Source organism: Afipia sp. OHSU_II-C1 (assembly GCF_000497575.1).
Lineage (GTDB): Bacteria > Pseudomonadota > Alphaproteobacteria > Rhizobiales > Xanthobacteraceae > Afipia.
Genome location: NZ_APJI01000012.1, coordinates 50,888 through 70,605, shown reverse-complemented (window position 1 = coordinate 70,605; position 19,718 = coordinate 50,888). Strand labels below are relative to the sequence as shown.

Here is a 19,718-nt window from a genome sequence, read left to right as displayed (position 1 = left end):
CGGACTGCGTCTGCTACCTGCCGGCCCTGTGCCATCAGCACATCAACCTGCCGCAGCTTCGCAACGATCTCTTCAGCCGTATGCCTCTTCCTTGCCATTGATCTTATCCTCCATCCGAAAATCATACTTCAGGGAGGACCACTTCAAAGGGGGCAGATCAGGATCGGCGCGCCACCTGCGATAAATATCCGGAAATGCGGCAAACGAACTCCCGTTCGCTCTACGGCATCCGTGAGGTCGAGCAGAAAAGGAGTCGATGCCATCGTGAACGTTGCGCCCTCACCCGCAAGTATCTCGAGCGCCTTCTCTCCATTCCAGATGTCCTGGAGGACCGCAGTCCCCTTCAGAAGAATCGGCATGAGAATACCGACCAGAAACCCCGTTTGATGCGCCAGCGGCGACGCCATGAATGCAACATCGGATGGATCTAGCTTCAGGCGTGCAACGCGGGGACGCACATCACCCCAAAGCGTGTTGGATGTGTGCATCACGCCTTTCGGCTCACCGGTCGTGCCAGAGGTAAACAAAATCTGGCACACCTCATCGGCCTTCAGCGGCGGAGGAAACCGGACACTGTCGGGATCGGTCGCGCCTTCAAGCAATCGATCGAAACTCTCGTCACCGTCACCGTCGACGAAGAAAGCATCCTTGAGATTGGGTAGTGATTTCCGCAACTCGGCGACCATGGGCGGGTATTTGAAACCCCTGAACTCACGAGGGGCAATCAAAAGCCTCGTTTCGGCGAGTTCGAGCATGAAGGACAGCTCTCGCGCACGGAAAATCGGCATCAGCGGGTTGGTGACGGCACCCACCCTCATCGCCGCGAGGTGAATCGCGCCAAACTCCCACCAGTTTGGAAGCTGAACTGAGATGACGTCGCCCGACTCAATACCCAGTTCGACAAATTTTGCGGCTATTTTCGTAACGCGATGATCGAGTTCCCGATAGGTGAGAGCTTCGCGCCTGCTGGTTGTCGATTTGAAATCGACCACAGCCACATGATCGGGACGCGATGCCACCGCGGCGTCGAAATAGTCCAGGATGGTTTCTTCACCCCAAAATCCACGGCGACGCATCTCGGCCCGACGGTCCGCGGTAAGAACAAAGGAATGCTGGAATCCCAAGATCGCCATCCATGAATGATCAGTCGTTCAATATTAACGCAAGAATACGACGCGTCAACGCCTGGTTGGGATTTAGATGAGCAAATTAACTCGTTTTTCGATCTTCTTGACACTGACAATTGAATAGTGGTTCTAGTTATAGTAATCGCTTCTTCCACAGTGAGAATTCATGCGCGCGCTCGTCAGCACTTATATCGGCGGTCCAGAAACCCTCTCCATCGCCCATTTCCCCTCGCCGCCGGTGGCGCCAGGACAGGTCCGGATCGCGGTGCGTGCGTGCGGTATCAACTACCCCGACACGCTGATCATCGAAGACCGTTATCAGTTCAAGCCGCCCCGTCCATTTTCTCCCGGAGGCGAAGTGGCGGGAATCGTTGAAGCCGTTGGAGACGGGGTCAGCAATATCAGGATTGGCGATCGGGTAATCGGAACTTCATTGTGGGGGGGCTTGGCGGAAGAATTCATATGCCAGGAACACCGCTGCGTTCGTATTCCAGACGATATGCCGTTCGATGATGCTGCCGCGCTTTTACTGACGTTCGGCACTTCATATTATGCACTCAAGGAGCGCGGCCATCTCAAGGCTGGCGAAACCGTCGTCGTGCTTGGCGGCGCAGGAGGGATAGGGCTCGCCTCGCTATCGCTGGCTAAAGCAATGGGAGCGCGCGTCATTGCCGCGGTTTCGACTGCTGAGAAAGCAGCTGTTGCAAGAAATGCTGGAGCCGACGACGTCGTCGTCTATGGCCGCGATCCGTCCGCGGCGGCGCTGAAAAGCTTTACTGAAAGCCTGAAACACGCAACGGGCGCGAAGGGCGCGGACGTCATCGTCGATGCTGTCGGCGGTCAATACGCAGAAGCCGCTCTCCGCGCGATCGCCTGGAATGGCAGGTTTTTGGTCGTCGGCTTTCCAGCCGGCATCCCTTCAATCCCTCTCAATCTGGCCCTTCTAAAATCCTGCCAGATTGTAGGAGTCTTCTGGGGCGCATGGATTGATCGTGAGCCGGAAGCGTTTCAGAAAAGTGCAGAGGAATTGCTTGACCTCTATCGCAACTCGCAAATCAAACCTGCCATATCTGGAAGATATTCGCTCGAAGAAGCATCGAAAGCATTTGAGCAACTCGCCAGCCGAAATGCCGTCGGAAAGCTTGTGATTATGATTTAACTGCTAGGGATACGCCCATCTCTTTTCAATTCAGCAAGCCGGCGCTCGCCGCGTCCGGTGAGAACCGCCATAAAGAAGAGATTGAGACCTCGGTTGATATATTCGTCCACTGTCATTCGCTTCGAGAAGTGCCAGGCTTTCAACGCCCATGCGTGCGAGAAAATAACAATCTGGTAGACAAATATCTCAACGTCCACGTCGCTGAAAAGACCTGTTTCGATGCAATCACGAACGCACTCGGCAATGTAACCATTCGTCGTGATTTCCTTCTGCTTGATAATGTCCCGCCGCTCTTTCCGGAGAGATTTCGTTTCCCGATACGTCAGAACCGTCACTTCTACAGAGGCATTATTTACCCTGCAGAAAGCGCGTACCGCGGCGTAAAACCGCTCCAGCGGATCTTCCATAGTTTTCAGGGCAGCCAGAATATGTGAATCGTATGAGTCCATAATCTCGACAATCGCGAGATAAAGCAGGTCTTCCTTGTCGTTGAAATACTGATAGATCGTGCCAATGCTGACTTCGGCGCATTCCGCAATGTCTCGGATCGTTGCCGGATGATACCCGCGCTCGCTGAAAACCTTGATGCTGGCGGCCGTGATCTGCTTCCGGCGACGCTCAACCAAAGCAGGATCATCGATCTTGCTTTTAACGCCTGCGCTTTCAGATTGAACCATGGAGTGATCTACCTTGGGGATCCGACTGAACGTCTTCCTTATGAATTGAACATTTCCCAACGCCGGCATCCGCCGCTTCATTCAGTAACGGATAAGCTGCCGACGCGGTGCTCGAACGAAATCTGCTATCGAACGGCATTGGCAGTCCGATCAAATCCACCTCGCCAGCCCGCACTTTTTTGTCAAAAACGCCTCGAACGCGAAAGTGCTCCGATTTTAGCGCCTCGTCAATTGTAGCCACAACCGCCACACAGACGTCATGGCCCGAGAAAATCGAACCCCATTCCGCCGCAGTCTTCTCGCGTATTCTTGCAGCAATCTGCGCGCTGGTCTTGGCGGGGTCCAGTTCGTCGTCCCGGTCCTTACCCAACAGACCAATCCTATCGCAAAAATTTAGCCAGAATCGATCTTCGACCGGTGCGACCGACAAAAACCGGTCGTCGGCAGTGCGATAAATCTGATACCGGGCTGACCCACCTGTGGTCATCTCGCCACCAGGCCTGGGACCTAATCCATTGATTTGCTGTTGAACAATCGCCGCGTATAGAAACGGCAGAACGTTCTCCGCCAACGAAACATCAATATAGCACCCCTGGCCGCTGCGCTCTCGCTGTAAGAGCCCCATCAGGATATTAATGATCGCGGGGTAACTTCCTCCTGCGATATCCGCAATCAACGCAGGCGGAAGTGGCGGCGTACCGTCCGCCGTGGTGACGAGCGAGAGCATGCCACTCTCCGCTACGTAATTCAGATCGTGTGCCGCAACAACGCTAAGCGGCCCCGTTTGCCCGTATCCGCTGATAGCGCAGTATATGAGCCGCTTGTTGATCCGAGATAGAATGTCATAGGAAACGCCCAAGCGCGCCATGACTCCCGGCCTGAACTGCTCGACGAGGACATCAGCGTCTGCGACGAGGCGCTTGAGCCGATCCACGCCTTCCGGACTCTTAAGATCTAGAACGATACTTCTTTTGCCCCGATTCAGTATGGCGAAAATTCCGCTGTCGGACCCGGCTCTAGGCTCGTAACCACGAGCCTCGTCGCCCCCTGGGCGCTCTACCTTGATAACATTGGCCCCGGCTTCCGCGAGCGCTAAGGTGGCAATAGGCCCCGGCACCAGAGTAGTAAGATCAAGTACGCGAATTCCTGAAAGAGGTTGCATCGGAACTACCTCAACAAATCTGGCTCGACACTAATCGACCATCGTAAGCCCGCCGCTGACACTTAATACCTGGCCCGTCACGAAATCCGACTGGGGACTCAGAAAAAACATAACCGCATCGGCGATCTCCTCAGGCCGGCCCAGCCGACGAAAGGGTACGGCCTTTATAAGCGCTTCCTTTATCCGCTCGTTTTGTTGCGCATGAAACATGGGAGTGTCGGTCGGTCCGGGACAAACGCAATTCACACGCACCTTGTACCGAGCCATCTCACGCGCAAGAGCTTTCGTGAATGCGATTATGCCGCCCTTGGCCGAGGAATAAACCACTTCCCCCATGCTACCCACCCGGCCCGCATCACTCGCAATATTGACCACCACGCCACTCGATTTTTCCGACATCTTTGTAACGACGGCATGAGTAAGACGAATCACGCCGAGAAGATTGATGTTAATGATGCGCTCCCAGAGATCCGGCGGATTTTGAAGAAACGGCTGCACGATCTCCCAACCCGCAGCATTCACAAGTGCATCAACCGAACCTCCCGCCGCTTCTTGAACAGTAGATGCAAAGTTGCTAATCGAACTTGGGTCAGCGAGATCAAGACGCGTGAACTCAACCCGCAAGCCCGCGGCTTTCGCTTCAGCCTGCACCTGCAAACCACCTTGTTCATTGACGTCACCAACAAACACGCGTGCGCCGTTCTGTGCGGCGAGCATGGCGATTGCCTTTCCAATACCTGAAGCTCCACCGGTCACGATCACGGTTTTACCGTCAACAATCATTCTGCGTCCCTTTATCTGCTTATTTTTCGGTTCAAGAATTGTGCAACCGCTGATTTCGTCTCGTCCGACCGGAAGAGACGCTGGCTATTGGCGACCTCAAGATCAAATCCGGCATCAGATGGATCGCGAGCTGCATGAATGCAGTCCTTGGCAAATCGCGATGAGAGCTTTGGCATTCGCGCAAGCCGTTGCACGAGAGCGGCTGTTTCACGCTCGATGTCACCTGCAGGGAATCCCCATTGAGCGATACCCAAGCGAACGGCATGCTCCCCGTTAACAACCTCGCCAGTGAGAATAAGTCGCTTTGCGGCCGCCTCACCGCATATCGCGCTAAGACGTTGTGTGCCCCCGATCGCCGGCAAGAGGCCCAGGCCCACCTCGGGCAGTCCGATTTTAGCGTCGTGCGAAACCGCGCGGAGATCGCATGCGAGCGCTAGCTCAAGGCCGCCCCCAAGCGCTGCACCGCAAATCTCTGCGACGGTCACGCATTTTAATTTTTCTATTCTAAGGAACAACTCTTGGTAGCTGTGCAAATCACGCGTGAATTCGCTCAATCCTTCTTCGCCCTGTGAAAACCGGGCCGCAACGTGCTTGAGATTAGCACCTGCGCAAAACAGCTTAAGCGCACTTTTAATGTGCAGCACCGACACATCGCCACTGCTCTCAACCTCATCTAGAACCGCATGAAAATGACTGCACCATTCCGGACTAATCGTGTTGGCGGGAGGCGCGTCGAGAACGCAACTTGCGACCGTTTCGTTGAACTGAAGACTGATCATTGAGATGAGATATCGGTCAATTCGCGGGCAATGACCATGCGCTGGATATCGTTAGTTCCTTCGTAGATCTTGGCGACCCGGACATCACGATAGATGCGTTCCACGTCGTATTCTGCAATGTAACCGTTACCCCCGAAGGTCTGAATGGCGTCGGAGCAGATCCGTTCAGCCGCTTCCGATGCAAACAGCTTTGCCATGGAAACTTCCTTCAGGCATTTCGCTCCGGAGCTTTTGAGCGCTGCGGCATGCAGCACGAGTTGTTCCGCTGCTGCAAGCGACGTCGCCATGTCCGACAAACGGAACGAAACGCCTTGGTAGGCCGCGATGGGCTTGCCGAACGCTTTGCGCTCACGCGCGTAGATCACGGCAAGCTCGAGAGATTTGCGCGCCATCCCGACGCATTGCGCGGCTATGCCAATCCTGCCCCCCTCGAGATTACTAAGCGCAATGCGATACCCTTCGCCTTCTTCGCCAAGGATCGCATCGCCGGGCACGACCACATCGTCCAACACCAGCTCGCACGTGTCGGATGCGCTCTGGCCCATTTTTTTCTCGACGCGGCCCACCGAATAGCCACGCGCATCGGTTGGTACGATGAATGCGCTGATCCCGCGCTTTCCGAGTTCCGGATTGGTGACGGCGAACACAAATACGATGTCGGCCGTGGAACCTCCCGTGATAAACTGCTTGCGGCCCTTCAGAACCCAATTGTCGCCGTTGCGCTTTGCCGTCGTTCTGATGCTTGAAGCATCGGACCCACTCTCGGCCTCTGTTAGCGCGAATGCTGACATCACCTCGCCCGCGATCATCCGCGCGAGATATTTCTCGATCTGGGCCGCGGATCCGTAATTGAGAATGGGCATGCAGCCGACGGAGTTTTGTCCACCCATGATCGTTGAAACCGCACCGTTTCCAGCTGCAATTTCCATCATCGCGACAGCATACGCGACATAGTCAACGCCCGCGCCCCCGCGCTCAGCCGGCACCGTCATACCGAACAATCCGAGATTGCCCATTTGGCTGAAAACATCTCTGGGAATATGCGCTTTGGTTTCCCACTCTCTCGAGCTTGGCCACAGCACATCTTCGGCAAATTTCCGGCACGTCTCTCTAATTTGCTGAATTTCGTCGGAAATCATAACCTTCTGCCGTTGAATGATCGTTCATTCAAGAATACCTGACATCACGCCGCTGTCAAGCGTTGACCGACTGGGACGAAATCTAGACCGGCCGTCGCTAGTATCGCAGCTGGACTTCCTTCCTCTCGGCTCAAGGCTCAAGAATGTACCAAGGCTTGCTGCTAGGATGATCGCGGCTGAACGAAATACTGATTGCTATCGAAAAGTCCGCAGGCCACTCCATAACGGCTCATTACCGATCGCCGCTGCCGCCCCAGTGTGAACCACTATCGGTGACTTATTTCCTCTCCTTGAGATCCCGTCTCGCTTGGCTGTTCCATTTACGAAAGCAGCCTAACCTATTAGCAGCAAACCCTCTTGCTCTTGCCACTTGGTTGCGCTTTTGGGGAATCTTCAGCGCGAGGGAGCCTCTTGCTCCATTCGCGAGCCTTGGGCACCTCCGGGGACGCACAGAGCCGGGTAGAGCCGACGCATTTCCTGCATCAGAAAACGCGCCGGGACGTCGAAGTAAACGCCGCGCTGCACATGGTACTCCATGAATCGCACATCGCGTTCATCAAACGACTGCAACAGTGCGTCATTGACACCATCAAAATCCAGCGGAGCTACGCCAAGCTTGGCGCATAGCGTGTTGTTGAAAGTAGGACTTGCTTTGATCCATTTGTCCCGAACGTGACATTCAACATAACCGTGCCAGGCAAACACATTGGTGCCCATGATGCTCAAGAGTCGTTCGGTGGCTAAATGGTTTTGCACATCCGCAAACCCGATCCGGCAGGGAACTCCAATCGAGCGCGCCAGCGCGGCGTACAAAGCTGCCTTGCCTACGCAGTAGCCAGCGCGAGCGCTCAGCACACTGCTCGCTCTAAATGTTTCGGACGACGTGAAATCCACATAGGGATCATACCGGATTTCATCCCGCACTGCGAAATACAGCGCACGGAGTTGGTCACTGACGGTACCCTTCCCTTTCGTGACGTCACGAGCAAAAGCGACCACGTCCCCGTGGTCGCTGTCCACGTACTCTGCCGGGCTCAGTAGAACATTTAGATCCTGCGTCATTTTTGCCTCGCGTTCGAAATAGGTTTTGAAAGACTAACCAGACTTTACAATCAAACATACTGTCCGTATAGTCACTAATATTACCGTCTAATTTTTGATCTACTCCCATTCCGGCTTCACAGCCTCATCGAAGTTCGATGTCATGATCCTGACCCAAGAACGCGCAGAAGGCATCCGCCTGATACGCGAAAGCGCAAACGTGATCGCCAATCGCTCAGATCTGAAGAGAGTTCGCGATTTACGATTTAAAACTCTGGGCTTTGATCCATCTGTCCTCCGAATGATGGCAGACATGGGATGGATTGGATTAATCGTTCCGCAAGAGCGCGGAGGAGCGGGCCTTGGAGTCCCGGAGCTCTGCGCGCTCGCTGAAGAATTGGGCGCGGCTTTAGTACCCGAACCGCTCATTCATGCAGGCATAACTTCGGCTCTCCTTAGCGGAGAGCCGCTATCGGACGCAATTACCGGAAACCGCATCATCTTGCTCGCTTGGCAGGAAGAGGCCAACAGTCTGCACGAGATCGGTGAAACGACCTTCCGCAGCGGAAGAATCAGTGGAGTCAAGATCTGCGTGCCAATGGCGGCTGGCGCAGACGACTTTCTGGTAAGTTGTCGCGAAGGGCTCGCCCTTGTTTCTTCCAAGGCGAAGGGGATCAAGCTCGACGTTCATTTAACCCAGGACGGCGGGCATTACGGATCGCTATACTTCGACGATGCCGCCGCCGAGCTCATAACTGAGACCTCGCCCTCGATCATAAACCAAGCGAGTCTGGCAACGGCAGCCTATCTTCTGGGCGTGATCGAGACCTCAATGTCTCTCACAATTGAATACCTCAATATGCGGCAACAATTCGGCAGCGCTATCGGGACATTTCAGAGCTTGCAGCACCGCGCCGTGGATCTGAGCATTCAACAGGCGCTAACCCGCGCGAGCGTTGAAAGCGCGGCGATATTGCTCGATAGCGACGCCCCCCAGCAGGCCAAAGACGCCGCGGTTTCGCGCGCAAAGGTGCGCGCAGCCGACACCGCAATGTTCGTTACACGGCAAGGCGTCCAGATGCATGGCGGCATTGGCTACACCGACGAAGCGGACATCGGTCTCTTCTTACGCAAAGCGATGGTGCTCGGCAGCGCATACGGATCGGCGAAGGTGCATCGTGAGCGCTACGCCAAGCTGCTCCTTCCTACCGAGATTTAACGCTTCGAACACAGAGAAGTTCGCATGCCTATGACAAAGTACCGGCTCGACGATTACAACACTCTTGGAGACGAGGCATTCCGGTCTCTCACGCGGAGCTTTCTTGAGAGCTTCCACCCGCCCCATCTTCGCGATCCAGCCAAGCGCCTGCATTGGTCTGACGCGAAGGATTGGTACATGGCTTTAGCCAATAATGGCTGGCTTGCACCGGCATGGCCCCGCGAATATGGCGGAATGGGATTGTCAGCAGCAAAACAGCTCATCTACGTCGATGAATTCGAGCGATTTGGAGCTGCTCGGAATCCTGACCACGGCATCGTACTGCTTGGTCCGCTGCTCATCCGATATGGAAGCGATGAACAACGAGCATTCTTTCTTCCGAAAATTCTGGCCGGAGAACACATTTGGTGTCAGGGCTACAGTGAGCCCAATGCCGGCTCGGATCTGGCTGGGTTGGGTACCGAAGCCGTGCTCGAAGGCGATCATTGGATCGTAAATGGGCAGAAGACATGGACCACGCTGGCTAGCGATGCCAACTGGATATTCGCCCTGGTTCGGACGGCCAAGGATCGAAAGAAGCAGGAAGGGATCAGCTTCCTCCTCATTCCCATGGACAGCGAGGGCGTTACCGTACGCCCGATTTACAATCTCGAGATGCACGACGAATTCTGCGAAGTCTTCTTCCACAACGTTCGAGTGCCGAAGAATAATCTCGTTGGCAAATTAAACCATGGCTGGACCATGGCCAAGGCCCTGCTCGGATTTGAGCGCATATTTCTTGGCTCACCTCGCCAGTCTGCCCATGCCTTGGAAAGACTTCGGCGGCTGGCGGAAGAAGTGAACTGCTGGAACGACAGTACATTCCGCGATCGGTATGTACGTCTCCACCTCGATCTTGAGGATCACAAATCGCTGTTTGAAACGTTCGCTAATCAACTGCGCCGCGGAGAACCCTTAGGCGCCAATGTTTCAATGCTGAAGATACATCAGAGCGAGCTGTTTCAACGCATTACCGAACTGATGATGGATATCGCCGGCGACCTGGGAGGGCTTTTGAGTTCTCAGGGAAATGATTCCGCAAACCCCGCCGCGCTTTTCTTGAGTGCGCGACCGGCAACTATCTACGGGGGAACATCCGAGATCCAACGAAATATTCTCGCGAAGAATGTTCTGCGGTTACCCGGATAATTTTAAGTTCACCACTCACTAGCGGACGCATTCTCATGCTTGAAGAAAAGGTTGCTATTATTACAGGTGCTGGCGGCGGCATCGGCCGGGCTATCGCGGTCGCCATGGCGAAGGCCGGGGCTTCGGTTGTCATCAATGATATCGGTGTTTCGCTCTCAGGAGACGGCGGATCAAGCACACCCGCGCAGGAAACCAAGACGATCATCGAAGATTGTGGCGGTCGCGCTGTTGTCAACACGGATAGCGTAAGTGATTGGGTAAGCGCGCAGCGTATTGTGCAATGCGCGCTAGACTCCTTTGGCCAGCTTGATGCTGTGGTGAATAATGCCGGTATCCTGCGGGACGTCATCTTTCATAAGATGGCCCCCGAGGACTGGCTTTCGGTAATCAATGTCCATCTCAACGGCAGTTTTTTCGTCAGCCGCGCTGCTGCTGAGCCGTTCCGCACCCAACGATCCGGCTCGTACATACATATGACAAGTACGTCTGGCTTGGTCGGCAACCTCGGACAGGCAAACTACTCCGCAGCAAAGCTTGGTATCGCGGCGCTCTCAAAATCGATAGCCCTGGACATGCAGCGATACCAAGTCCGATCGAACTGTATCGCGCCGTTTGCCTGGAGCCGGATGACCGGTGCGATATCAGCACGGACGCCGGAGGAGAAGTCTCGCGTGGAAAAACTTGCCGCAATGACACCTGAAAAAAACGCTCCGCTTGCTGTTTTTCTCGCCTCCGATGCAGCTTCCGACATAACGGGGCAGATCTTTGCGGCTCGAAACAACGAGTTGTTTTTGATGAGCCAAAGCCGCCCGCTGAGATCCGTCCACCGGACGGACGGTTGGACTCCTGAAGCTATCGCTAACCACGGCTTTCCAGCACTAAAAGCATCAATGATCTCTTTGGATCGCAGCGCCGACATCTTCAGTTGGGATCCAGTCTAAGCACACACTTTTAACCCTGCGATGGTGCCATGAAACTCGGATACGATGTTGATGCTCACATAGAAATTCGCGAGGAAGTCGCAAAGCTTTGCCAGCGCTTCGGCGGGGAATATTGGCGGAAGCTTGATGAGACCCGATCTTATCCTACCGGCTTCGTGAAAGCGTTGACCGAGAGCGGTTACCTTTCAGTTCTTATTCCGACTGAATACGGCGGGTCCGGGCTCGGCTTATCGGCGGCGGCCGCAATTCTCGAAACCATCCAAGCCAACGGGTGCAATGGTGCGGCGTGCCATGCCCAAGTTTACACGATGGGTACAATACTGCGTCATGGTTCAACCGAGCAGAAGGAAAAGTATCTCCCGGATGTCGCAACTGGCGCGCTTCGCCTGCAGGCTTTCGGAGTTACCGAGCCCACCAGCGGCACCGATACAACTTCACTAAAAACGTTCGCTCAGCGCGATGGCGACGATTATGTCATCAATGGACAGAAGATTTGGACCAGCCGGGCAGAGCATTCCGATTTGATGCTGCTCCTTGCCCGCACTACCTCGAAGGATAAAGTTGCGAAGAAAACACAGGGCCTTTCAGCCTTCATCGTGGACATGCGAGCCGCGGTTAACTCCGGGCTTACTATTCGCCCGATCAGAACCATGATGAACCACAACTCTTGTGAGGTCTTTTTCGACAGTATGCGCGTTCCAGCGAGTAATCTCGTGGGAGAAGAAGGTCAAGGATTCCGCTACATCCTGTCGGGTATGAATGCCGAGCGGATTCTGATCGCCGCAGAATGTATCGGCGATGCAAAATGGTTCGTCGAGAAAGCCACCAAATACTCGAAAGACCGACAAGTTTTTGGGCGCCCGATCGGACAAAACCAAGGCATTCAGTTTCCGATAGCCCGCGCTTACGCATCAATGCGCGCAGCTGAACTGATGGTCCACCAAGCTGCCGCTTTATATGAGGCAGGACTGGACTGCGGGGCAGAAGCGAACATGGCCAAGATGCTTGCGGCCGAAGCTTCCTGGGAAGCCGGGAATGCCTGCATTCAGACGTTCGGCGGATTCGGCTTCGCCGAAGAATATGATGTCGAGCGCAAGTTTCGCGAGACACGGCTGTATCAGGTGGCTCCCATCTCTACCAATCTGATCCTCTCGTATCTGTCCGAGCATGTGTTGGGCATGCCGCGCAGTTACTGACAATGAACCGTATTCGGAAAACGTGATGAGACGGGCAGCTTATACGAGCTTGCAATCAGACCCGGTCAATATTGCTTCGACCAACCAGCTACACCCACGCACTTTCAACCCTTTCGAGGATCGACAACTTTGTTGCCTTGAACTCCGCCATCGAGGTCGATCTCTCTGGGCAGGTCAACGCAGAAGTAGCGAATGGCGTCTATGTAGGCGCAGTTGGAGGGGGCGATAGATTTTCTTCGCGGCGCGCACTACTCCAAGGGTGGCCTGCCGATTATTGCACTCGCACTCCCACCCACCGTCAAAACCTCTCAGGGATTGCGTAGCCGCATCGTATTCTCCCTAAGCGGACCGGTAAGCACCTCACAAGCCGATGCAGGCATAATCGTAACAGAGAATGGTGCCGCAGACCTACGGCACCTTACTATTTCGGAGCGAAGGAGCGCATTGATCGCAATAGCGGCACCCGACTTCCAGGAAGATTTGAACCGCACCGTTCACGCCTTAGTCGATTAGGTCGCGTTACATATCGTGCGCTAGTCTAACGCCTTCCTGAATCGCTCGCAGCGCATCCAACTCGTCAGCATGACGCGCTCCGCCAATCGTAACCGCTTTGATGCCCTTCTGCTTCAATTCGTCAGCGAGTGCGACGTTTGGAAGTTGTCCGGCACAGATAACGATATTATCGACTTTAAGAACCCGACTCTCGGTGCCCACCGTGTAATGTAAACCGTCGTCGTCAATTCTATCGTAAGTAACGCCGGCGATCGCAACGACCCCGCGGCTCCGAAGCCTGTTACGCAGGATCCAGCCGGTTGACACGCCTAGGCGATCACCCGGGCGAGACTGCCGACGCTGAAGAAGAGTAACCTCCCTAGGCGATTTTGTCGCCCTTGGCTTTCTCAATCCGCCGGGAGATGTGATCATGGGATCCACCCCATACTCGTCAAGGAAATGCTCAATAGGATCTTGGTGGGTATCACTGTGCGTTAGCAATTCTGCTACGTCGTAGCCGATGCCGCCGGTGCCGATAACTGCGACGCGCTTCCCAACTTCTGCGCGGCCAAAGATCACATCGGCATAGGATAAAACGCTCGGGTGCTCAATTCCTGGAATGTCCGGCGTCCGCGGAATAATACCCGTCGCGACAACGATTTCATCAAATCCTTCCCGGGCCAAATCATCTGCAGTGGCCCGGACACTGAGCCGGACATCGACATTTGCCTGTTCGATCTGACGCGTGAAATACCTCAGCATCTCGTTGAACTCTGTCTTGCCTGGAACCCGCCGCGCTAAATGGATCTGACCGCCAAGTTCGGCCTGTTCTTCGAATAAAGAAACGCGGTGCCCTCTTCCGGCGGCTGCGGAAGCAACTGCAAGGCCAGCCGGGCCCGAACCAATGACCGCAACCCGCTTCGATCCGTGAACGGGTGGCGCTTCAAATTCCGTTTCGCGGCAGGCTTTCGGATTTACCAGGCATGTCGCAGTTTGATCCGAGAAAATGAAATCAAGGCAGGCTTGGTTGCAAGCAATACACGTGTTGATATCGTCTGCTCGACCCGCTTGGGCTTTATTCACGAAATCTGGATCCGCCAACATCGGCCGCGCCATCGAAACAAAGTCGCAATCGCCACTAACAAGAAGCGTTTCCGCAACGTCAGGCATATTAATGCGGTTTGAAGCCACGATCGGGAGAGACGTCGCTTTGCGAAGCCGCTTGACTGCGAAACTGAACGTGGCGCGGGGCACGCTAAATGCGATAGTCGGGACAGGAGCCTCATGCCATCCCACACCAGTATTCAGAATATCAGCACCGGCTTCTTGGACCGCAACTGCAAGTTTATCTATCTCGTCTGCCGTAGAACCGCCATCGACCAAATCGATCGCCGAAATTCTGAACATAATCAGAAACCCCGCACCAAGCGCATGGCGAGTACGTCTTACAATTTCGACAGGAAAGCGAATTCGCTTCTCGATTGAACCGCCCCAGCTATCGGTGCGATTATTCGTACGCGGGGCTACAAACTGATTGATGAGATAGCCCTCGGACCCCATAATCTCAACGCCGTCGTATCCAGCCTCTGCGGCCCGCACTGCGCACTTCACGAAATCATCTATCGTCTGCTCGATCTCACTTTCCTTGAACGGAACTGGCACCCGCGGATTAATTGGAGAGCGGATATCTGACACGCCTCGGATCTGATCATGTTTCGCGTACCGTCCGGAGTGCAGAACCTGCATGAGAATCTTGGCACCATAACGATGCGCCTCGTCCGTCACCGATCTATGGGGGGCAAGATCATCGTTCGCCAACAGCGCCGGTCCGCCTACCTCAAGTCGCCCCTCGTCGTTTGGCGCAAATCCGCCTGTAATGATAAGAGCTGTACCACCCTTCGCGCGAGCGCCATAAAATGCGCGCTGTCGTTCATCGGCGTTATCCAGATGTTCCAGGCGCGTGTGCATAGACCCCATGATCACCCGGTTTCGTAAGGTATGGGCTCCTACCTTCATCGGAGAGAGCATCGTCGGATATAAGCTAGTCCCGGCTGATGATGACGACATGATCGATTCCTTGTTCCTCACCCGCGGAGTCGCTTAGTGCAGGAGTTGAGTCGTGCCTCGCGAGCATAATATGTTCGGCTCGCGTCAAATGAAGCCAGGCGCAACAGCGCCGGGCCTTGGTCTGGGATTCCGCTAAAGAACACAATCTTTCGGAAATTCAGGCGGTCGCTTCTCTAAATAAGCCTGCAGACCTTCCTTAACTTCCGGTCCGGTGAATCCAAGGAACTCGAGAGCTAGCGACGCGTCGAACGCTGGTCCCATTTGGCGAAGCCAGTTGTTGAGGCTGTATTTCGTCCATCGAATAGCACTCTGCGGACCATTCGCTAAACGAATTGCGGTTTCGAGAGCTTTGTCGTCTAGCTCGCTATCTTCCACGCAGAGAGATACCAACCCTATGCGCTCGGCCTCTTCGCCGCTAAGTTGGTCACACAAAAGCAGGTAGTATTTCGCCTTCGCCATTCCGCATAGGAGGGGCCAGATAATCGCTGCATGATCCCCTGCGGCGACCCCAAGTTTTGTGTGGCCATCGATAATCCGAGCAGTCTTTGACGCAATTGAGATGTCCGCAAGAATCCCGCATACTAGTCCCGCCCCCACAGCCGGGCCACGAATAGCGCTGACAACGGGCTTTGAACAATTGATCACGTTATAGACGATATCCTTCGCTTCCTTCCAATTACGCATTCGTGTGTCATGATCGTTGATGATGTCACCGATCATTCCAAAATCACCGCCAGCTGAAAACACCTTCCCTGCGCCAGTAAAAATTACGGCCGACACGTTGGGGTCGGAGTCAATATCACGCCAGATTTGCCCCAATTCGGCATGCATGTCGGCGTCGGCCGAGTTCATTTTCCCGTTATCCATCGTCAACCGGACAACCCGATCGTGCGGCCAATCGATCCGTAGACGCTTATAGCGCGAGTACCGCGCCGTTCTATCCGAATTGCTCATCTATTTCCTCCGTACTTTTTTGCTTAGACCATCGAATAGCCGCCGCTAACGCTCAACGTTTGTCCAGTTACAAATGATGAAGCGTCAGAAGCGAAAAATAGAACAGCCGAAGCGATGTCCTCAGGGGTACCTAATCGCCGAAGCGGATAAGCTTTGCTAATTTTTCCGCGCATGTCCTCGCTAAGCCACACCTTCATTTCACTGGTCGACCAAAGACTCGTCGAGCTCACCTCCTCGTCCACACCAGGAAGCGTCGTCCCTGGGCAAACCACGTTAAGGCGAATGTTGTGTCGACCATTCTCTCGCGCTAGTGTTTTCGACAGAGCTATGACACCCGCCTTGCAGGCACCGTAGACTCCTTCGCGATATTCTCCGATGCGTCCGGCGTCTGATGCGATACTGACGACCACACCTCTGGAACGTGCAATCATTCCATCTAATACCGCCCGGGTGCAATTTATCATTCCCCAGAGGTTAACCTGAATTTCCTTCTCCCACTCGGCCCGCGGCTTCTCCACGAATAGCCGATCGACAACCCAACCGGCATTGTTGACAAGTATGTCCACACAGCCGAACTCCCTCTCGACCGAGGCTGACATCGACTGCACCTCGTCCCAGTTGGAGACATCCGCTTTCACAGCTATCGCTTTTGACGCGCCACGAGCGAGCGCCTCCTGAACGACGCGCTCCGCACCGGCGAGGTCAATATCCACAATCGCAACACAAGCACTTTCTTGAGCAAACGCGAGCGCTATTCCTCTCCCAATATTGGAAGCAGCACCAGTCACGATAACGGCTTTATCCTTCAGATTAAGCTGCATAACTTTTAAACTTCCTAGATACTATCCACATCGTATGTTATACGAATGGACTAACGCCATGAGCTTAGAGGCTGGATTACAAAGCTTCTAATTTTCTATTTAATACTATCCAAATAGTATGTCAATCACTCGCTCCACTCTTTAAACCAAGAAGCAGTAGGGACATGAACTCATCCCAAGAAAGCCTTTGCGTGGTATTGTGGAGCCTTAGGCAGATTCGTATGAGGTTCGTCGGTGGCTAGGGCGGCAAAAAGCTTACAAAAGAGGACAAAGCTGGAGCAGCGTGAAGCAAGCTTGGAAAAGCTGCTTTCTGCCGCGCGGCATCTCTTCGTTTCCAAAGGATACGCCTCTACTACTCTCGAAGAGATCGCGGCGGCCGTCGACCTCACGAAAGGATCCGTCTATTTCTATTTCGGAAGTAAGGAAGCAGTTCTGCTCGAACTGCTGAACCAGGCGGAAAAGATCGTTATTGATCCAGTTCTTAAGTCAATTGCTGAGTCGGAAGGTACAGCCACGGAAAAGATCATCGGATTTCTTCACCATCAAGCCCAGCTTGGCGTTACAGACCGTGAGAACATGCTTTTGATCATACTCATGTCACTCGAATTTGACGATGGCATGGTCGGCAAGAAGGTGAAGTCGCTTTACCGAAAGCTGTATGACGGTCTGAATGCTGTAATACGCGATGGCCAGAAGCGTGGCGAATTCCGCACAGACGCTCCAAGCCGAGAGTTAGTATCCATCATCGTTGCAAACCACGATGGAACGTTTCTTGAGTGGTATCGGCGAAGCGATGAACTCGTTGGTACCAAACTTGTTAAGGCCATGCGCGGCATCATCGTCTCTGGTCTTACAAGCAAATAGTTCATCACAGCCACCGTTTTCGCCGCTTGTATGTCTTCAGGTCCTTGAATGAGCGCCTTGCATCATTCCCGCCAGAGCCGAGATAAAATTCCCGGATATCCTCATTGTTGACCAATTCATCACGCGTCCCTTCGAGGACGATCTTGCCGTTTTCCATCACGTAGCCATAGTCCGCATGCCTGAGAGCCGCGGCAGAATTTTGTTCGACCAGCAGTATGGGAATATTTCGCTCGACACTGATCGTATGAATGATCGAGAATACTTCCTGCACAAGCAATGGCGACAGGCCCATGGACGGCTCATCCATCAGTATCAGCTTGGGCTTTGCCATTAAAGCGCGACCCAAAGCCAGCATCTGCTGCTCACCGCCCGACAGATAGCCTGCTAATCCCGTCCGCTCTTTAAGCCTCGGAAAATAATTGAACACCTCATCGAAGTCATTTTGGGGTGGATGTCCGGGCCGGCTGTACGCTCCGAGCTTCAGATTCTCAATTACCGTCATGTCTTCGACGATACGACGTCCTTCCATGACTTGAAAAATTCCGCGCCTTACAATCAGGTCAGGCTCAAGCCCTCGAATTGAGTTGCCTTCAAACAAAATATCGCCCCGGGTAACGGCGCCATCCTCGGCGCCAAGCAATCCCGAGATCGCTTTGAGCGTTGTAGATTTCCCCGCGCCATTGGCGCCAAGCATGGCGACAATGCCGCGCGGAGGGACCGAAAGGCTTACGCCATGAAGAACAAGCACCACATCGTTGTAAACGACCTCGATATTGTTCAGCTCCAAGATCGGAGACAGAAAGCTTGATTCAGTGTGTTCGTGCATGAAGCGTAAGCCTTTGTTCGTACATCCAGAATGGGTTTATTTGCCCCACCACCGAGCTTCGCGTCCGATGTCGATTTCTTCAAGAATTCGCCAATCGTGCTTGTCGCCGTTGACGAGACCTTCAGTCATCATGATTTTAGTGACATTGCGGTGATCCTCCGCGGTCCACGTTGCCGGCGCGCACATTCCAGCGAGCCCCGCAGGTACCCAGTCCTTCTTCTGATACATTCCGTTCCGAACATTCTCCGGCGTAATGCCGCCGTTCTTATCCGCCCACTCCATCGCTTCCTTCGAATACATCAGTGAGCACACAGACGCGGTATAAAAGGTGCTGCGAGGGGTATTCTTGGAGATCGCCTGCACGAGCTTGGCACCGGGCTCATTGGCTCCCCACCATTTGATGTGAAGCGGAACAATGACACCGTTGGCAGCATCGCCCGCCGCCTTCATCTCGACTTCTGAGAAGCCATAGATGTTTGTGAAATATCTGGTCTTCACGCCTACAGCTGCACATGACTTCAGCATCGCAACGTTAGAGTCACCAGTGTTACCGAGGTATGTATACTGCGCGCCGGTCTCCCTGAGCGTGATGCACTGCGCTTTGAAGTCACTCGGCCTCATGGAGTACTGAATGCTTGGAGCGATCTCGAAGCCGAGCTCCGCAGCTGCGGTGAGGCACGCCGCGCGGGGTGAATTTGCGAACGGATGATTGTCTCCAGTAAAGGCGAATTTTGGCTTGCCAGCCGCTCCCCTCTTCTTCCAGTCATGCGTTGCCCAAATCAAGCCCGCACGACAACCGTCCGAATAAGTCGGTCCGTGGAAGAAGTTGTACGGCGTAAGGCGCTCAACATTGCCGCTCTTGCCAGCCGGGTCAGTCAACTTTGCCGAAAAGGAGTGTGAGTAATAGAGAATTTTTTCATCGTTCACGAAGCCGGACAGGGCTTCGGTATCCGCCGTGCCATAGCCGTAGATAACCAATGGCTTTGTGTCGCCAGAAGTCCATTTCTTATATGTCGCGATTGCCGCTGGTGCTTTGTAGCTATAGTCGACCGCATCGTATTCAATCTTCTTCCCGTTGATGCCACCATTCGCGTTTATCCAGTCGAGCGTGTCCTTCTTTGCAGCCGCCATTTCACTTCCGACCAAAGCGGTCGGACCGGTGATGTCATTAAGCACTCCCGCAAAGATGTCCTTTGCGTAAGAAGCATTTGCTGCAATCATAGATAATGCAATTAAGCCCAGTGTCTTTCTCATAGTACCCTCCCGTTTATAGTTAGACTTTC

Annotated in this window: 18 protein-coding genes; 6 read left to right on the top strand and 12 right to left on the bottom strand. The window is 54.1% G+C overall.

Annotated features, from left to right (window positions below; all coding sequences use genetic code 11):
* Positions 1–143 precede the first annotated feature (143 nt).
* Entirely contained in the window at positions 144–1,133 is a 990-nt protein-coding gene (locus tag I554_RS0113115) for an AMP-binding protein (protein ID WP_024577650.1), read from the bottom strand.
* Between the two features lie 160 nt (positions 1,134–1,293).
* On the opposite strand from I554_RS0113115, the gene I554_RS0113110 reads away from it, so the two are divergent.
* A complete protein-coding gene (locus I554_RS0113110; RefSeq protein WP_024577649.1) occupies positions 1,294–2,286 on the top strand; it encodes an NADPH:quinone oxidoreductase family protein in 993 nt (330 codons plus the stop codon).
* Here I554_RS0113110 and I554_RS0113105 read toward each other — a convergent pair.
* From I554_RS0113105 to I554_RS0113080, 6 genes are all read right to left on the bottom strand, one after another.
* Complete coding sequence (locus I554_RS0113105) at positions 2,283–2,963, bottom strand: TetR/AcrR family transcriptional regulator (protein WP_024577648.1); 681 nt, start codon at positions 2,961–2,963, stop codon at positions 2,283–2,285. The genes I554_RS0113110 and I554_RS0113105 overlap by 4 nt on opposite strands.
* Positions 2,950–4,125, bottom strand: coding sequence for a CoA transferase (locus I554_RS0113100; RefSeq protein WP_024577647.1), 1,176 nt, complete (start codon positions 4,123–4,125; stop codon positions 2,950–2,952). The genes I554_RS0113105 and I554_RS0113100 overlap by 14 nt, the downstream gene beginning before the upstream one ends.
* A gap of 30 nt (positions 4,126–4,155) precedes the next feature.
* On the bottom strand, positions 4,156–4,908 hold the full coding sequence (locus I554_RS0113095) for an SDR family oxidoreductase (RefSeq protein ID WP_024577646.1): 753 nt from the start codon (positions 4,906–4,908) through the stop codon (positions 4,156–4,158).
* 11 nt (positions 4,909–4,919) lie between these two features.
* On the bottom strand, positions 4,920–5,687 hold the full coding sequence (locus I554_RS0113090) for an enoyl-CoA hydratase/isomerase family protein (protein ID WP_024577645.1): 768 nt from the start codon (positions 5,685–5,687) through the stop codon (positions 4,920–4,922).
* Positions 5,684–6,826, bottom strand: coding sequence for an acyl-CoA dehydrogenase family protein (locus I554_RS0113085; RefSeq protein ID WP_024577644.1), 1,143 nt, complete (start codon positions 6,824–6,826; stop codon positions 5,684–5,686). Before I554_RS0113085 ends, I554_RS0113090 begins: the two co-directional genes overlap by 4 nt.
* A gap of 393 nt (positions 6,827–7,219) precedes the next feature.
* Positions 7,220–7,888, bottom strand: coding sequence for a transglutaminase-like domain-containing protein (locus I554_RS0113080; protein ID WP_024577643.1), 669 nt, complete (start codon positions 7,886–7,888; stop codon positions 7,220–7,222).
* 142 nt (positions 7,889–8,030) lie between these two features.
* Here I554_RS0113080 and I554_RS0113075 point away from each other — a divergent pair, with 142 nt between their 5' ends.
* Genes I554_RS0113075 through I554_RS0113060 form a run of 4 tightly spaced genes read left to right on the top strand, consistent with a single transcriptional unit; the run spans position 8,031 to position 12,411 of the window.
* Positions 8,031–9,086, top strand: coding sequence for an acyl-CoA dehydrogenase family protein (locus I554_RS0113075; RefSeq protein WP_024578251.1), 1,056 nt, complete (start codon positions 8,031–8,033; stop codon positions 9,084–9,086).
* A gap of 24 nt (positions 9,087–9,110) precedes the next feature.
* A complete protein-coding gene (locus tag I554_RS0113070; protein ID WP_024578178.1) occupies positions 9,111–10,274 on the top strand; it encodes an acyl-CoA dehydrogenase family protein in 1,164 nt (387 codons plus the stop codon).
* A gap of 35 nt (positions 10,275–10,309) precedes the next feature.
* Positions 10,310–11,215, top strand: a complete 906-nt coding sequence (locus I554_RS0113065) for an SDR family NAD(P)-dependent oxidoreductase (RefSeq protein WP_029659817.1) — start codon at positions 10,310–10,312, stop codon at positions 11,213–11,215.
* A 29-nt stretch (positions 11,216–11,244) separates the two neighbouring features.
* Positions 11,245–12,411, top strand: a complete 1,167-nt coding sequence (locus I554_RS0113060; protein ID WP_024577639.1) for an acyl-CoA dehydrogenase family protein — start codon at positions 11,245–11,247, stop codon at positions 12,409–12,411.
* A gap of 519 nt (positions 12,412–12,930) precedes the next feature.
* Here I554_RS0113060 and I554_RS0113055 read toward each other — a convergent pair.
* The 3 genes from I554_RS0113055 to I554_RS0113045 all read right to left on the bottom strand — a co-directional run bounded on the left by I554_RS0113055 (position 12,931) and on the right by I554_RS0113045 (position 16,745).
* A complete protein-coding gene (locus tag I554_RS0113055) occupies positions 12,931–14,970 on the bottom strand; it encodes an NADPH-dependent 2,4-dienoyl-CoA reductase (RefSeq protein ID WP_024577638.1) in 2,040 nt (679 codons plus the stop codon).
* Positions 14,971–15,102: 132 nt separating this feature from the next.
* Positions 15,103–15,924, bottom strand: coding sequence for an enoyl-CoA hydratase/isomerase family protein (locus tag I554_RS0113050; protein ID WP_024577637.1), 822 nt, complete (start codon positions 15,922–15,924; stop codon positions 15,103–15,105).
* A gap of 23 nt (positions 15,925–15,947) precedes the next feature.
* Positions 15,948–16,745, bottom strand: coding sequence for an SDR family oxidoreductase (locus tag I554_RS0113045; RefSeq protein WP_024577636.1), 798 nt, complete (start codon positions 16,743–16,745; stop codon positions 15,948–15,950).
* Between the two features lie 234 nt (positions 16,746–16,979).
* On the opposite strand from I554_RS0113045, the gene I554_RS26015 reads away from it, so the two are divergent.
* The gene (locus I554_RS26015; RefSeq protein ID WP_024577635.1) at positions 16,980–17,609 is read left to right on the top strand and encodes a TetR/AcrR family transcriptional regulator; all 630 of its coding nucleotides are present in this window, start codon (positions 16,980–16,982) and stop codon (positions 17,607–17,609) included.
* Positions 17,610–17,613: 4 nt separating this feature from the next.
* Here the strand turns inward: I554_RS26015 and I554_RS0113035 are convergent, their stop codons facing one another.
* Positions 17,614–18,435, bottom strand: a complete 822-nt coding sequence (locus tag I554_RS0113035; protein ID WP_024577634.1) for an ABC transporter ATP-binding protein — start codon at positions 18,433–18,435, stop codon at positions 17,614–17,616.
* A 36-nt stretch (positions 18,436–18,471) separates the two neighbouring features.
* On the bottom strand, positions 18,472–19,689 hold the full coding sequence (locus I554_RS0113030) for an ABC transporter substrate-binding protein (protein WP_024577633.1): 1,218 nt from the start codon (positions 19,687–19,689) through the stop codon (positions 18,472–18,474).
* Positions 19,690–19,718 lie beyond the last annotated feature (29 nt).

Coding starts and splice junctions, on each gene's coding strand:
- I554_RS0113110 (WP_024577649.1), top strand. CDS start 1,294: ATGCGCGCGCTCGTCAGCACTTATATCGGCGGTCCAGAAACCCTCTCC.
- I554_RS0113085 (WP_024577644.1), bottom strand. CDS start 6,826: ATGATTTCCGACGAAATTCAGCAAATTAGAGAGACGTGCCGGAAATTT.
- I554_RS0113070 (WP_024578178.1), top strand. CDS start 9,111: ATGCCTATGACAAAGTACCGGCTCGACGATTACAACACTCTTGGAGAC.
- I554_RS0113115 (WP_024577650.1), bottom strand. CDS start 1,133: ATGGCGATCTTGGGATTCCAGCATTCCTTTGTTCTTACCGCGGACCGT.
- I554_RS0113045 (WP_024577636.1), bottom strand. CDS start 16,745: ATGCAGCTTAATCTGAAGGATAAAGCCGTTATCGTGACTGGTGCTGCT.
- I554_RS0113055 (WP_024577638.1), bottom strand. CDS start 14,970: ATGTCGTCATCATCAGCCGGGACTAGCTTATATCCGACGATGCTCTCT.
- I554_RS0113050 (WP_024577637.1), bottom strand. CDS start 15,924: ATGAGCAATTCGGATAGAACGGCGCGGTACTCGCGCTATAAGCGTCTA.
- I554_RS0113080 (WP_024577643.1), bottom strand. CDS start 7,888: ATGACGCAGGATCTAAATGTTCTACTGAGCCCGGCAGAGTACGTGGAC.
- I554_RS0113075 (WP_024578251.1), top strand. CDS start 8,031: ATGATCCTGACCCAAGAACGCGCAGAAGGCATCCGCCTGATACGCGAA.
- I554_RS0113030 (WP_024577633.1), bottom strand. CDS start 19,689: ATGAGAAAGACACTGGGCTTAATTGCATTATCTATGATTGCAGCAAAT.
- I554_RS0113105 (WP_024577648.1), bottom strand. CDS start 2,963: ATGGTTCAATCTGAAAGCGCAGGCGTTAAAAGCAAGATCGATGATCCT.
- I554_RS0113035 (WP_024577634.1), bottom strand. CDS start 18,435: ATGCACGAACACACTGAATCAAGCTTTCTGTCTCCGATCTTGGAGCTG.
- I554_RS0113095 (WP_024577646.1), bottom strand. CDS start 4,908: ATGATTGTTGACGGTAAAACCGTGATCGTGACCGGTGGAGCTTCAGGT.
- I554_RS0113065 (WP_029659817.1), top strand. CDS start 10,310: ATGCTTGAAGAAAAGGTTGCTATTATTACAGGTGCTGGCGGCGGCATC.
- I554_RS0113100 (WP_024577647.1), bottom strand. CDS start 4,125: ATGCAACCTCTTTCAGGAATTCGCGTACTTGATCTTACTACTCTGGTG.
- I554_RS0113090 (WP_024577645.1), bottom strand. CDS start 5,687: ATGATCAGTCTTCAGTTCAACGAAACGGTCGCAAGTTGCGTTCTCGAC.
- I554_RS0113060 (WP_024577639.1), top strand. CDS start 11,245: ATGAAACTCGGATACGATGTTGATGCTCACATAGAAATTCGCGAGGAA.